The organism is Reyranella sp., assembly GCF_965279465.1.
Classification (GTDB): domain Bacteria; phylum Pseudomonadota; class Alphaproteobacteria; order Reyranellales; family Reyranellaceae; genus Reyranella.
In genome coordinates, this window is the sequence record NZ_OZ257242.1 from 7,164,706 (window position 1) to 7,177,599 (window position 12,894).

The window sequence follows — 12,894 nt, forward strand, 5'->3', positions numbered from 1 at the left end:
CGTCGTTCCGCAAGCGCGCTCAGGATGCAATGTGACAGCCCAGCTGTCAATCGAAGCGGGGCTCTATGTGATCACAACAGCCAGAATACCGGCTTCCAGGCCCTCCTCGCCCTCGGTTATGCGCACCTCGGCGACGGTGCCGTCGACGCCGGCGTCATGCGGTACCTCGGTCTTCATCACTTCCATGATGAACAGCGTGTCGCCCGCCTTCACCGCGTCACCTGGCTTCACGAGGATTTTCCAGATATTGCCCGGCACCTGGGTCTCGATCCGTTCGCCCATGGAAATTCACCTCGATGTCGTGATGCTCATAAAAGGCTGCTCTCGCGGCACAGCGCGTCGAGCGTGCGCCGCAACGCCTGCGCCTCGTCGACCGACACCGCCTTGAAGCGGTAGACGTCACCCGGGCGCGACTGACCCAGCTTCCAGAATGCCGCCGACGGCACCGTGTACGGATTGATGAATCCGCCCATGCTGGGGCCGTCGCTGACCAGGATGATCGGCGTCTGGCCGGCGAGGTTGATGGCGCCCAGCGGATAGCCGTGGTCGATGATGTTGGACGGCTCGGAACCATTCTCCGGCAGCTTGTCGTAGGCCTTGGCGGTGAAGGTCCATTGCGGCCCGTCGAGACGGAAGCCCGTGCGATCGCTCTTGGCCGACAGTTTCCAGTCGCTGCCGAGAAAGCGCGCCTGGCCGGCCTCATCGATCCACTCGTCGTCAGGGCCCGGCACAACCTCGATCTGCCATTGCTTGTTGCTGGAGAACTCCGGCCGGCATTCCGGCTTCACGCTGCGGCCGGGCGTGCCGGCAGCATAGGCAACCGGGATCTGCGATCCCTTCTTGAGCGCACTCCCGGCCAGACCGCCGACGCCCGCCTTGTGGAAGGTCGAGCGCGAGCCAAGCCACGGTACTGTATCGATGCCGCCCGCGATGGCGATGTAAGCGCGGGTGCCGGATTTCGCCGGCCCCGTCTTCAGCGTCTGGCCTGCCGTCACGGCAACGCTCTGCCACAGCGGCACCGGTATGCCGTCGAGGGTCGGAGCCATGTTGGCGCCGGTCACCGCGATCACCGCCGGCTGCGTGAACTTCAGGGTCGGGCCGACATACTGGCATTCCAGCCCGGCAGCGCCGGCCGGATTGCCGACCAGCAGGTTGGCCAGACGGAACGACCACGAATCGAAGGGGCCGGAGGGCGGGAAGCCCTGGTTCCAGAAGCCGATGCGGCCGGGAAAGTCCTGCACGGAGGTTTCCAGGCCCGGCACCACGACGTCGATCATGGGTCCGCTCTCCTAGAACCGCTTGCTGGCGTCGACGGCGGCCAACCAGTCGTTGTACTGGCGCACCGAGAACTTCTGATAGCCGACGACATTGTAGACGTAGGTGCCGGCCGCGACTTGCGCCTCGGTGTCCTTGAACTCCTCGACCGAGCAGGGCACGAACTTGATGCGGTCGCCCGGCTTGAACAGGCAGATCGAGTGCTCGAACTCCGGGAATCGCCGCTCGGTGTCCCAGATCGGGATCGGGATGCGGGCGAAGATCTGGTAGCCGCCGGGAGTCGCCACCGGATAGATCGCCGAGGCCGCGCCGCCCATGCCTACCGTGCCCTGCGGCGTCCAGGTGCGCGGCGGATTGTATTTAGGGGCCGTGAGGCGCGAGCGCGGGTCGAGCGGCATCAGGAACGGCAGGCCCGGCCAGAACCCCAGCGACGCCACCCAGTATTCCGTGCCGGAATGCACGCGAACGAGCTGGTCGGGACCGCTCAGGCCGTTGATTTCGGCGACATACTCGGCGTCCCATTTCTTGGGCGTGATCTTGGCCGAATAATCCTCGACACAAGCCTTGGTCCAGGGATCGAGATAGCAGGTCGGGAAGTAGAACAGCCGGCTGGGCAGCTCGATCTCGGCGGACGAGCCCAGCGTGGCGATCAGCGACTCCATCTCGCGCTTGAGGTCGGAGTAGCCGATGAGGTCGGGCTCGTAATGCAGCAACAGGGACGCGAAGCACGGCGCGCTCTCGATCACCGCCTTCATGCCGGCCTGGGCGATCGCATCGCCGAGGCTATGGGCGGTGAAGTTCAGCGCGAGGTTCAACTCGTCGCCGAATTCGATCAGCATGTAGCGATCGCCACCCGGCTTGAAGACGGGTTTTTCATAGATCACGCGGTAGCTCCCCCTCGCCCAATCGGCCGACGCGCTCGGCCTCCCCTACTCCGCCGCCCGGGCGGGTTGCAGCGCCTCATGCACCGCTTTCGCAACAGCGAGGGCCCCCGGCGTGTCGGAATGAACGCACACGGACTGCGCGCGCACGGAAAAGTCCTGCCCGTTGATGGCCCGCACCTTGCCCTCGTTCATGGCGCGCAGCACGCGCCCTGCCGCCTCGGCCGGATCGACAGCATGGTGCTCGCGGGTGATGATCAGGAAGCCGTCGGGGCCATAATCGAGATCGGCGTAGAACTCGCCGACGAAGGCGGCGCTTTTGGCGTAGTGGGTCTCATGATGCGTGCCGCTCATGCCGTAAATCGGCACGCCGAAGACCGATGCGGCCTCGGCGATGGCCGTGGCAACGGCCGGATCCTTCGCTGCCATGCCATAGAGCGAGCCGTGCGGCTTGATGTGGTTCAGCGGCAGCCCCTCGGCCTCGAGGAAGCCCTTGAGCGCACCCACCTGGTAGATCACGGCGTTGGTGATCTCCTCGGGCCGCATCTTCATCTCGCGACGACCGAAACCTTCGCGGTCCGGCAACGAGGGATGCGCCCCCACCTTCACCCCGAAGCGCTTGGCCAGGCGCACCGTTCGGCGCATCACCATCGGGTCGGCGGCGTGAAAGCCGCAGGCGACATTGGCGACGGTGATGAACGGCATCATGCCTTCATCGTCGCCCATCTCGTAGAGGCCGTAGGCCTCGCCCATGTCGCAATTGATTTCCCACGTCATGACTGCCTCGCAATAGGACAGGTGCCCGCCGGCCACGTGGACGGCCCGCCACACGTAAGAATATGCAAAAGCGAGGCCAATAACAGCACCCCGAGCGACGGCGCGTTCAATCTCACCACCCCGTCGCCGCCGCGATCAACCCCCGTAATAGGTCCTGGCGACGAGCTCTTCTGTATTCCTGCCACAGGAGATGACGGGATAGCGCGCCGGCTCGTCTTGCGACTTGCATGTCGGAAAGGCGTCCATGGCGGCGTCGTAGTCCACGCCGAAGAACTGCACGATCGAATAGCGATGCTCACCAGTCAGGTTCACGACCCGATGCGGGCGCGACAGGAATTTGTCGTTCGTCCAGCGCTGCATCAGATTGCCGATGTTGATGACGAAGGTATCCTCGATCGGCGTCACCTCGATCCAATCCCCGGTCGTGGCCAGGACCTGCAGCCCGGCGTGCGGCGATTGCCAGACGGTGGTGAATATTTCGTAGTCCTTGTGAGCGCCGATGCCGATCTTCCGCACATCCCACTCCGGCGCCTGCGGAGGATAGTAGCAGGCACGCACGCGGGACATCGGCTTGGTGTAGATCGAATCGAAAAAGTCTTCAGGCAGGTCGAGCGCAAGTGCAAAGGCACGCAGCATCCTTCCGCCGAACTCGAGCTGGGTGTCGAAATAGGTGCCGAGCGCCCATCTGAAATCTTCCGGTACCGCCGGCCACGCATTTGGACCGTAGAACTTGATGCCCTTCAGATAGTCGGGATCGTCGCGCGGAAGATCCTGGGCGAGCTCGACGGCTTCATGCATGTCACCGCCGCGAAGCTCGTGGTCGGCCTTGATGTCGCCCGGCGCCACGTACCCGCGATGATTTGGCGTGGCCAGATAGTGGATTTTCATTTTTTCCGCAAGCGGCAGGGCGAAGAATCGCTGCATCGCGTCATGCGCGCGACGGATGACGGCTTTCGGAAAGCCATGGTTCTTGATGTAGAAGAAGCCCACCTCGGTGCAGGCCGTCCGCAGTTCGTCCGCAAGGCGCCGCCGGTCCTCGACGCGCCCCGACAGCATCGGGCTGAAATCGAGGACGGGAATGACATCGCTGGCGTTGCGCCTGAAGCGGATTCCCGGTCCGGCTTCAATGACCTGTTCAGCGGCTTCGCTCATGTCTTGCGCTCCTGGCCGATTAGCGAAGACTCTTGCAAAATTGAGGCCGCGGCGAATCAATAGCGCGCCGCGATTGCAACTTGAGCCGCTGCCCTTATGGTCGACGGGCTCGTCCAGTTCGTCGCATAGAGGCCGCGTTCATGCTCCATATCCTGAGGGCTACCAAGGAAACCGTTCATTGGGGCTATTTCGACGCCGCCCTCGGACCGGCGCTCAAGGTGAAGAGCGGCGACCACATCCACGTTCAGGCGATCACCCATCATGCCGGCGACGCGCCCGACCTTATGATGGATGACGCGATCCGCCAGCTCTATCGCGAGATCCCCGAGGACGACCGGAATCCCGGCGTCCACATCATGACCGGCCCGATCCATGTCGAGGGCGCCAAGCCGGGCGACATGCTGGAGGTGCGCTACCTGTCGATGATCCCGCGCTTCAAGCACGGTTCGAATCTCGCTGCCAACTGGGGCTATCTCTACAAGGAGTTCGGCGAGAAGGAGAGGGTTACGATCTATGCGCTCGACGAGAACAGCAACCAGGCAGAGGCCGTCTTCGCCTACGACTATCCCGGCAAGTACCTGATCCCGGGCAAGATCACCCATCCGGAGAACTGCAACTGCCAGCCGGCGCTGCCGGGCTTCCGCATTCCCGTGCGGCCGCATCTCGGCACAGCGGGGGTGGCGCCCGACATGAAGGGCCGGGTCAGTACGATTCCGCCCGGCGTCCACGGCGGCAACATCGACAACTGGCGCATCGGTGCCGGCTCGACCGTGTTCTATCCGGTGCAGGTCGACGGTGGCATGTTCTCTGTCGGCGACCCGCACATCTCTCAGGGCGACGGGGAACTGAGCGGCACCGCGATCGAGGCGTCGCTCGACGTCATGATGCAGATCGGGGTCCGCCGCGACTTCCATTTCCCGACGCCGTTGATCGAAACGCCGCACGAATGGATGGTGCACGGCTTCGACGAGGACCTGAATGTCGCCATGCGCCAGGCCTCGCTCGAGATGCTGCGCCTGCTGACCGACCTCAAGGGCACCAGCCGCGACGACGCCTATTCGCTGATGAGCGTCGCCGCCGATTTTACCGTGACTCAGGTCGTCGACGGCCGGCAGGGCATCCATGCCCGCATCCCGCGCTCGGTGTTCCCGCCGAAGAAATAGGACGCCAAGCGCAGGCCGTCGCTCAGGCGCGCGAGGAGTTCCACGGCTAACGGCGATCCCCTTCCAGATCGCTCGGTCGCAGCAGCGTGAAGGCCCCGAGGCCCAGCGCCATCAGTGCAGCGATCACCAGGAACGACAGGCCCCAGGCAATCGGCGACATGCCGCCGGCGAGATCGAGTGTCCAGCCGATCGCCAGCGGCCCGACGAAGCCGCCCGCATAGCCCAGCATCGAATGCAGCGCGAGCTGGGCGCCACGGCGCGACGGGTCGGCCGAACCTGCCGCACCCGCCGTGAGCGACGACGAATCGAGCCAGATGATCATGCCGTAGAGCACGATCAACCCGACCGCGATCCAGTACCCGGTCGATCCGACGAAGCCGATCAACCCACCGACGACGATAGAGAGGCCCATCGCCACGATGACCAGCCGCCGACGGCCGAGGCGGATCGAGGCTTCGTTGCCGAGCACGCTCATCACGGTACCGAGCAGGCCGAGCACGGTGATGACCACGGCAGGCGACACCAGCCCGGCCGACAAGCTGGTGGTCGCCGCCACCCAGGTCAGGAACGCCACGCCCCAGCCGCGCAACGCGTTCATCTCCAGTGTGTGGACGCAATAGGCCAGCGAATAGGCGACGGCCGAGCGGTTGCGCAGGACCGGACGGAAATCGAACAGCGCTGCCGACGTCCTGGCCGGCGCCGGCCGCGCCGGCACCGCCAGTGCCACCGTGAGCCAGGCGATTGCCGCGGTGAGGCCGGCACTGGCGAAGGCCACACGCCAGCCGAAGGCCTGGGCCAGCAATTCGCCCAGCAGGTAGGACGCCGCTCCCGAGATCCCTATGCTGGCAGCGTGGCCGGTGACCGCGCGCGACATCATCTTCGCATCGACCTGGTCAGCCAGCAGCTTGAGACCCGTCATGTAGGTGCCTGCCCAGCCGATGCCCGCCAAGCCACGCAGGAGCAGCGCCGACCAGAAGCCGTCGGCAAAAGCGCCGAAAGCCAAGTGCGCCACCGTCGTGCAGCCGACGCCGAACAGATAGACGCGCTTGGCATCGATGCGGTCGGTAAGCGTCACCAGAACCGGCACGCTCACCATGTAGGCGGCGTAGAAGGCCGAGGTGATCCATCCGGCCTCGCTGTTGCTGAGCGACCAGCGGCCCATCAGGTCCGGCAGCAGCACCGGCCAGTAGCCGGCGCCGAGCTGCACGAACACTTGCGCCGCACAGACGATGGCGACGAGGCGGGCGGCAGTGCGACGGTCAGTCGGCATGCAGGACTGCAACAGCGCGCGGCCGTCGCAGGAGGCACAGAGCGCCGCAGGCGGACAGGCTGAGTGCCGCCGACACCAGCAGCACATGGCTGCCGAGGTGGTCGATCAGCAGCGAGAAGCCGATCGGCGCCGCGGCCGAAAGGAAGCGCGCCGGCATGCCGAGGATGCCGAGACGATAGCCGTAGTTCTCGGGGCCGAAGAGGGCGAGCGGCACGGTCCCGCGAGAGATGGTGATGACGCCGTTGCCGGAACCGTGCAGGACGGCGAAGGCGCTGGCCGCCACCCCGCCGCCCGCCGCCAGGATGACGGCGACACCGATCGGATGCGTGAGCGTCGCGAGCCGTGCCGACACCATCGGATGGAAGCGGCCGAGCACGCTTGCCTCGAGGATCCGGGCACCGACCTGCGCCGGACCGATCAACGCGCCGGCGGCGATCGCCTGCGCCGGCGAGGCGCCGGCCGCTTCGAGGATGCGCGGGAAATGCGCCGCCATGCCCGCCGTGACGATCCAGGCGGCGGCAAAAGCGAAGCCGAGCAGGATCATCGCCCGGTCGATCGGCACCGGCTTGTCCATCGCCTTGTTGTCCCCGGCCGTCACGGTCGGCCGCGGCAGGGCCCAATAGTTGAGCGGCAGGGCAATGAAGAGATGCAGCGCCGCCCACGCAAGGCAGGTGTCGCGCCAGCCGATGGTCGCGGCGCCCCAGGCTGTCAGCGGCCAGCCGACCGTGCTGGCGAAGCCCGCGAAAAGGGTGATGCCGGTGATCGCGCCGCGCGCCTTGGTCCCGTAGATGCGGCCCAATACGGCAAAAGCCGCATCGTACAGCCCGAAGCCCATGCCGACGCCCAGCACCAGCCAGGCCAGCGCCAGCATCGGCAGCGACTGCGCGAAGGCCAGGAGCACCAGGCCGGCCGTGAACAGGAGGTTCGAACCGGCGAGCATGCGATTGCCGCCGCCGGCGTCGCTCATGCGGCCCATGCGCGGACCAAGCAACGCCGAGATGATCAGCGATCCGGAGAAGATGCCGAACAGCCAGTCGGTCGAAACGCCGGTGTCGTGCGCGATGTTGTCCGCCAGCACCGCAGGCAGGTAATAGCTCGACGCCCAGGCGAGGGTTTGCGTCGAGCCGAGGATGGCGATGGTCGTGAAACGACTTCGATCGAAGGCCATTGGCTTGGCGCTATCCGCAGCAGCCCTGCTTGCCCTGAGCCTTGGCCTTCACGTCGGCGACGCAGCAGGCGCTCGCGGGCTCTGGCGCCGGTCCGCCGCAGCAGCCGGCGGCGGCTTCGGCCTCGGTCAGGGCAACAGTCGGTCCCGGGCCCGAGCAGACGCCGGTTTCCGGCAGCACCAGCTCGACCCTGGCGGCGGCCTCATGGTCGCCGGCGATCTCGGCCACGATCGAGCGCACCTGCTCATAGCCGGTCATCATCAGGAAGGTCGGGGCACGGCCGTAGCTCTTCATGCCGGCGAAGTAGAAGCCCGCCTCGGGCTGGGCCAGCTCGCGCGCGCCGTGCGGCCGCACCGTGCCGCAGCTATGGATGTTGGGATCGATCAGCGGCGCCAGCGCGATCGGGCTCTCGACCGCGGGATCGAGCGACAGCCTGACCTCGCGCAGGAAGTCGAGCTGCGGACGGAAACCGGTCGCGACCACCAGCTCGTCGACGATGACCGACCGGCAGCACTGCGCCTTGCCGGTGGCGACGCGCAACCGGCCGCCGTCGTTGCCGATGTGGGAAACCTTGAATCCGGCCTCTGCCCGGATCTTGCCGGCGGCGACGAGTGCGGCAAACGCCGCGCCGAGCGCACCGCGCGCCGCAAGCTTGTCGTTGGCGCCGCCGCCGAAGGCCTTCTCGGGCGTGTCGCCCCGCAGCAGCCAGACGACCTCGGTCGCTGGCGCTTCCTCCTTCAGCCGCACCAGATCGATCAGCGTGCCGATTGCGGAATGGCCGGCGCCCAGCACTGCCACCGTCTTGCCCGCATAGCGCGCGCGCTCGCGGCCCAGCACGTCAGGCATGCCGTACGCGATCTGCGGATGATCCGCCTCCTCGCCGATTGCCGGCAAGCCGGCGGCGCCGGCCGGATTGGGCGAGAACCAGGTCCCCGACGCGTCGATCACGGCATCGGCCTCGATCTGCTCGGGGCCCCTGCCGTTCTGGTAGCGGATGGTGAAGGGCTCGGAGGCACGGCCGTTGCTCTTCATCTTGTCGAAGCCGGCGCGGCCGACCGCGGTAACGCGGCTCGAGATCCTGATGCGGTCCTTGAGCGGCGTACGGGTCGCCAGGGGCTCAAGGTAGCGCTCGACCAGCTCTTCGCCGGTCGGATACTCGCCTCCCGCCGGAGCGTTCCAGCCGATGGCCTGCAGCAGCCGCCCGGCGGCCTTGTCGATGTTGTACTCCCAGGGCGAGAACATTCGGACATGGTCCCATTGGCGCACGGCGTGCGCCGCCTGCGGCCCCGCCTCCAGGACGATCGGCTCCAGCCCGCGCTCCAGCACATGGGCTGCAGCGGCGAGACCCACCGGCCCGGCGCCCAGGATGGCGACCGTCTTCGGCTTGCTGATCAAGTCGGGCATTTCGTTCTCCTGTCCTTCCGGAATCTTCGAAATATTCGAGCAAAAAATTTTCACGCGACCCTGGGCAATCGAACGGCACCGCCGGGCGCACAGCTCTCGGCACAGCACTCCTCGACCATGTACTCGAGCAGGCCGCGCATGATTTCATAGTTGGTGTGGCAGATCAGGGTCGTGCCTTCCCGTGTCTGGGTCACCAGGCCGACGCCGACGAGCGACTTGAGGTGGTGCGACAGTGTCGAGGCGGCGACGTCGAGCCGATCTTGCAGCTTGCCGACCGCCATCCCGTCCGCCCCCGCCCGCACCAGCGTACGGTAGATGCGAAGCCGGGTCGGATTGCCGAGGGCTTCCAGGCGGGCGGCAGCGTCGTCGAGCTTCATGCCTTCAAGATAACGCCTGTCCGGCCGCTGTCAACGGTATTTCTAGAATATTCGAAATATGTCAGGTCCGGCGCGCCACTGCGTCACCGGCTTCGTACCAGCGCTTGCTCGCATTGGCGATGCGAACGACCGTCAGCATGACCGGCACCTCGATCAGAACGCCGACCACCGTGGCGAGCGCTGCCCCCGAGGAGAATCCGAAGATGCTGATGGCGGCGGCCACCGCCAGTTCGAAGAAGTTGCTTGCGCCGATCAGGGCCGACGGCGCGGCGACGCAATGCGCTTCGCCCGACAGCCGGTTCAGGAGGTAGGCGACGCCGGCATTGAAATAGACCTGGATCAGGATCGGCACGGCGAGCAAGGCGATTGTCAGCGGTTGGCCGAGGATCTGATCGCCCTGGAAGCCGAACAGCAACACGAGCGTGGCGAGCAGCGCCACAAGCGAGAGCGGCTGCAGGCGCCTCAGCAAATCCATGAGGCCTTTCGCGCCGCTCCGCTGCAGCACGGCGGCGCGCACGATCTGCGCCAGGATCACCGGAACGACGATGTAGAGCCCGACCGACAGCAGCAGCGTCTCCCACGGCACGGTGATCGCCGACAGGCCGAGCAGCAGACCGACGATCGGCGCGAAGGCGAACACCATGATGGTGTCGTTGAGCGCCACCTGCGTCAGGGTGAAATCCGGCTCGCCGTCGGTAAGGTTGCTCCACACGAAAACCATGGCCGTGCACGGCGCCGCGGCCAGCAGGATGAGGCCGGCGATGTAGCTGTCGATCTGCTCGGCCGGTAGCCACGGGCGAAAGAGATGGCCGATGAAGAACCAGCCGAGGAGCGCCATGGAGAACGGCTTGACCCCCCAGTTGATGAAGAGTGTCACGCCGATGCCGCGCCAGTGCTGCCCGACCTTGCCGATCGCGCCGAAATCGACCTTGAGCAGCATCGGGATGATCATCAGCCAGATCAGCACCGCCACCGGGAGATTGACGTGGGCGAGCTCGGCGCCGCCGATGGCGTGGAACAGCCCCGGAAAGAAGTGGCCTAGAGCGACACCCGCGACGATGCAGAGGGCGACCCAGAGCGTGAGGTAGCGTTCGAACAAGGACATGGCTTGGAGTTTCCAGACAGCGCTTCAGGCCGCCGGCCGCATCGCGTTGCGCGGCAGCGTCGAGCGCTCGGCCGAGTGCGGCAGGAAGAACGTAATGACCCAGCAGATAAGGAGCATGGCGGCAGAACCCAGCAGGCAGGCGACGACACCGCCGGCCTGGTAGAGCGCCCCCGATAGCAGGATGCCGATCAACCGGCCGGCAGCGTTGGCGGCGTAGTAGAAACCGACATCCTCGGCGGCCTTCTTCGACCCAGCGTACGCGAGGATCAGGTAGGAATGTAGCGAGGAATTGACGGCAAACGGCAAGCCGAAGATCGAGAGCCCGACCACCAGGACGATATCGGGACGCCACAGGCCGTTGTCCCGCATCATCAGCGCCAGGATCACCGGCACCGCGAACAGGAGGCCCGCCCATAGCCGCGCGTGATTGATTTCCTTGCTGAGGCCGTCGGCACTACGCGCCACCAGCGACGGCGCCACGGCCTGGATCAGGCCATAGGCGATCGTCCACGCGGCGAGGAAACCGCCCACCTCGAGGAATTTCCAACCCGCGGCGTAGAGGAAGACCGGCACGCCGACCATGAACCAGACTTCGCGCGCGCCGAACATGAAGACTCGGGCCGCCGCCAGCAGGTTGACCCCGCGTGACTTGGCGAAGAATTCCCGCATGGTCTTGGATGCCTTCGCCTTGCCGAGCTGGCGGGGCAGCAACGCCATGCCGGCGAGGAAGATGACGCCGATGATGGCCGCCATCAACCACAGCGCGCCCCTGAAGCCCAGCACCTCGAGCAGCAGGCCACCGAAGAAGAAGCCGACCCCTTTCATTGCGTTCTTCGAGCCGGTGAAGTAGGCGACCCACTTGAAGAGCTGCCCGGCGCCCTCGGCCGCGGTCGCCTTGATGGCGGACTTCGACGCGGTCTTGGTGAAGTCCTTGGCGAGGCCGGCGATGCCCTGCGCGGCGACGACCCAAGCGACCGACCACGACAGGGTCCAGCCGGGATCGAGCGCCGACAGCATGAACAGGCCCGCCACCTGCAGCCCCTGACCCACCGCCAGCATGCGCGGGATGCCGTAGCGGGTCGCGAACCAGCCGCCGCTCAGGTTGGCGACGATGCCGGCAAATTCGTAGAGCAGGAACAGGAAGGCGAGCGTGAAGGGCGAGTAGCCGAGCCGAAAGAAGTGGAACAGCACCAACATGCGTAAGGCGCCGTCGACCAGGGTGAAGCCCCAGTAGGAGGCGGTGACGATCAGGTAGTGCCGGGCGCCCGCGGTCATGCGACGCCTGCGTCGATCACGATATTGGCCAAGTCGACCATGCGGCAGACATAGCCTATCTCGTTATCGTACCACGCGTAGACCTTGAGCAAGGTGCCGTCGGTGACCATCGTGCTCGGCCCATCGACGATCGAGCTGCGCGAATCGTTGCAGTAGTCGGCCGACACCAGCGGCCGGTGCTCGAAACCGAGAATCCCTGCCAATCCGTCCTTTGACGCCGCGACGAACAGATCGTTGACCTCCGTCTCGGTGGTCGGACGCTTCAGCTCGAACACGCAATCGGTGAGGCTGGCGTTCAGCACCGGGGCGCGCACGGCGTGACCGTTCAGCTTGCCCTTGAGGTCGGGGTAGATGAGCGTGATCGCCGTCGCGCTGCCGGTCGTCGTGGGCGACAAAGATGTCATCGCCGAGCGGGCGCGGCGCAGGTCCTTGTGCGGCGCGTCGACCACGACATTGGTGTTGGTCGGATCGTGGATCGTCGTGATCTGGCCGTGCGCGATGCCGATCGCCTCATGGATCACCTTGACGACAGGCGCGAGGCAGTTGGTCGTGCACGAGGCCGCCGTGAGGAGGCGATAGCGGTCGGGCCGATAGAGCTTGTCGTTCACGCCGACGACGACGTTGAGCGCGCTGTCGTCCTTGACCGGCGCGGCGACGATCACCCGCTTAACGCCGCGGTCGAAATAGCCGTCGAGATCGGCGGGCTTGAGGAACTTGCCGGTGCATTCCAGGACGATGTCGCAGCCGAGATCGCCCCACGGCACATCGCGTGGATGCGGCGACGCGCTGAAGCCGAGCTTCTTGTTGTCGATCCGGATGGCGCTGTCGTCCTCGACGCCGAATGAAGCGTGCCAGCGGCCATGCACGCTGTCGAATTCGAGGAGATGCGCCGTCGCTGGGGCACCGCCCTTGATCTCGTTCAGGTGCACCACGTCGAGGCGGTTGTTCGCGCGCGGATCGTCGACGGCGCGGCGCACGCCGCCCATCGCCGCGCGCAGGGCCAGACGGCCCATCCGGCCCATGCCATTGATACCGACACGCATGGTCTT

Annotated in this window: 13 protein-coding genes; 1 reads left to right on the top strand and 12 read right to left on the bottom strand. The window is 66.0% G+C overall.

The window, feature by feature from the left end; genetic code table 11:
• Positions 1–63: 63 nt before the first annotated feature.
• The 5 genes from ACQY8M_RS34925 to ACQY8M_RS34945 all read right to left on the bottom strand — a co-directional run bounded on the left by ACQY8M_RS34925 (position 64) and on the right by ACQY8M_RS34945 (position 4,145).
• Positions 64–282: an acetyl-CoA carboxylase biotin carboxyl carrier protein subunit gene (locus ACQY8M_RS34925; RefSeq protein ID WP_428666336.1), complete on the bottom strand. Its 219-nt coding sequence runs from the start codon at positions 280–282 to the stop codon at positions 64–66.
• Between the two features lie 26 nt (positions 283–308).
• Complete coding sequence (locus tag ACQY8M_RS34930) at positions 309–1,277, bottom strand: biotin-dependent carboxyltransferase family protein (protein WP_428666339.1); 969 nt, start codon at positions 1,275–1,277, stop codon at positions 309–311.
• A gap of 12 nt (positions 1,278–1,289) precedes the next feature.
• On the bottom strand, positions 1,290–2,159 hold the full coding sequence (locus ACQY8M_RS34935) for a 5-oxoprolinase subunit B family protein (RefSeq protein WP_428666342.1): 870 nt from the start codon (positions 2,157–2,159) through the stop codon (positions 1,290–1,292).
• A 45-nt stretch (positions 2,160–2,204) separates the two neighbouring features.
• Complete coding sequence (pxpA, locus tag ACQY8M_RS34940; protein ID WP_428666345.1) at positions 2,205–2,933, bottom strand: 5-oxoprolinase subunit PxpA; 729 nt, start codon at positions 2,931–2,933, stop codon at positions 2,205–2,207.
• Positions 2,934–3,068: 135 nt separating this feature from the next.
• The gene (locus ACQY8M_RS34945; protein WP_428666348.1) at positions 3,069–4,145 is read right to left on the bottom strand and encodes an isopenicillin N synthase family dioxygenase; all 1,077 of its coding nucleotides are present in this window, start codon (positions 4,143–4,145) and stop codon (positions 3,069–3,071) included.
• A gap of 80 nt (positions 4,146–4,225) precedes the next feature.
• Here ACQY8M_RS34945 and ACQY8M_RS34950 point away from each other — a divergent pair, with 80 nt between their 5' ends.
• Entirely contained in the window at positions 4,226–5,248 is a 1,023-nt protein-coding gene (locus ACQY8M_RS34950; protein ID WP_428666351.1) for an acetamidase/formamidase family protein, read from the top strand.
• Between the two features lie 46 nt (positions 5,249–5,294).
• Here ACQY8M_RS34950 and ACQY8M_RS34955 read toward each other — a convergent pair whose 3' ends face one another.
• The 7 genes from ACQY8M_RS34955 to ACQY8M_RS34985 all read right to left on the bottom strand — a co-directional run bounded on the left by ACQY8M_RS34955 (position 5,295) and on the right by ACQY8M_RS34985 (position 12,888).
• Positions 5,295–6,518 carry an MFS transporter gene (locus tag ACQY8M_RS34955; protein ID WP_428666354.1) on the bottom strand — a complete coding sequence of 408 codons (1,224 nt, stop codon included), beginning with the start codon at positions 6,516–6,518 and terminating at the stop codon, positions 5,295–5,297.
• Positions 6,508–7,686 carry an MFS transporter gene (locus tag ACQY8M_RS34960; protein WP_428666357.1) on the bottom strand — a complete coding sequence of 393 codons (1,179 nt, stop codon included), beginning with the start codon at positions 7,684–7,686 and terminating at the stop codon, positions 6,508–6,510. The genes ACQY8M_RS34955 and ACQY8M_RS34960 overlap by 11 nt, the downstream gene beginning before the upstream one ends.
• Positions 7,687–7,696: 10 nt before the next feature.
• Positions 7,697–9,088: an NAD(P)-binding domain-containing protein gene (locus ACQY8M_RS34965; protein ID WP_428666360.1), complete on the bottom strand. Its 1,392-nt coding sequence runs from the start codon at positions 9,086–9,088 to the stop codon at positions 7,697–7,699.
• Between the two features lie 50 nt (positions 9,089–9,138).
• Entirely contained in the window at positions 9,139–9,465 is a 327-nt protein-coding gene (locus tag ACQY8M_RS34970) for an ArsR/SmtB family transcription factor (RefSeq protein ID WP_428666363.1), read from the bottom strand.
• Positions 9,466–9,526: 61 nt separating this feature from the next.
• Positions 9,527–10,570 carry an ACR3 family arsenite efflux transporter gene (gene arsB, locus ACQY8M_RS34975; RefSeq protein ID WP_428666366.1) on the bottom strand — a complete coding sequence of 348 codons (1,044 nt, stop codon included), beginning with the start codon at positions 10,568–10,570 and terminating at the stop codon, positions 9,527–9,529.
• Between the two features lie 24 nt (positions 10,571–10,594).
• A complete protein-coding gene (arsJ, locus tag ACQY8M_RS34980; protein ID WP_428666369.1) occupies positions 10,595–11,845 on the bottom strand; it encodes an organoarsenical effux MFS transporter ArsJ in 1,251 nt (416 codons plus the stop codon).
• Positions 11,842–12,888: an ArsJ-associated glyceraldehyde-3-phosphate dehydrogenase gene (locus ACQY8M_RS34985; protein ID WP_428666372.1), complete on the bottom strand. Its 1,047-nt coding sequence runs from the start codon at positions 12,886–12,888 to the stop codon at positions 11,842–11,844. The genes arsJ and ACQY8M_RS34985 overlap by 4 nt, the downstream gene beginning before the upstream one ends.
• Positions 12,889–12,894: the final 6 nt, after the last annotated feature.

Coding starts and splice junctions, on each gene's coding strand:
- ACQY8M_RS34925 (WP_428666336.1), bottom strand. CDS start 282: ATGGGCGAACGGATCGAGACCCAGGTGCCGGGCAATATCTGGAAAATC.
- pxpA (WP_428666345.1), bottom strand. CDS start 2,933: ATGACGTGGGAAATCAATTGCGACATGGGCGAGGCCTACGGCCTCTAC.
- ACQY8M_RS34985 (WP_428666372.1), bottom strand. CDS start 12,888: ATGCGTGTCGGTATCAATGGCATGGGCCGGATGGGCCGTCTGGCCCTG.
- ACQY8M_RS34930 (WP_428666339.1), bottom strand. CDS start 1,277: ATGATCGACGTCGTGGTGCCGGGCCTGGAAACCTCCGTGCAGGACTTT.
- ACQY8M_RS34965 (WP_428666360.1), bottom strand. CDS start 9,088: ATGCCCGACTTGATCAGCAAGCCGAAGACGGTCGCCATCCTGGGCGCC.
- ACQY8M_RS34950 (WP_428666351.1), top strand. CDS start 4,226: ATGCTCCATATCCTGAGGGCTACCAAGGAAACCGTTCATTGGGGCTAT.
- ACQY8M_RS34960 (WP_428666357.1), bottom strand. CDS start 7,686: ATGGCCTTCGATCGAAGTCGTTTCACGACCATCGCCATCCTCGGCTCG.
- arsJ (WP_428666369.1), bottom strand. CDS start 11,845: ATGACCGCGGGCGCCCGGCACTACCTGATCGTCACCGCCTCCTACTGG.
- arsB (WP_428666366.1), bottom strand. CDS start 10,570: ATGTCCTTGTTCGAACGCTACCTCACGCTCTGGGTCGCCCTCTGCATC.
- ACQY8M_RS34970 (WP_428666363.1), bottom strand. CDS start 9,465: ATGAAGCTCGACGACGCTGCCGCCCGCCTGGAAGCCCTCGGCAATCCG.
- ACQY8M_RS34955 (WP_428666354.1), bottom strand. CDS start 6,518: ATGCCGACTGACCGTCGCACTGCCGCCCGCCTCGTCGCCATCGTCTGT.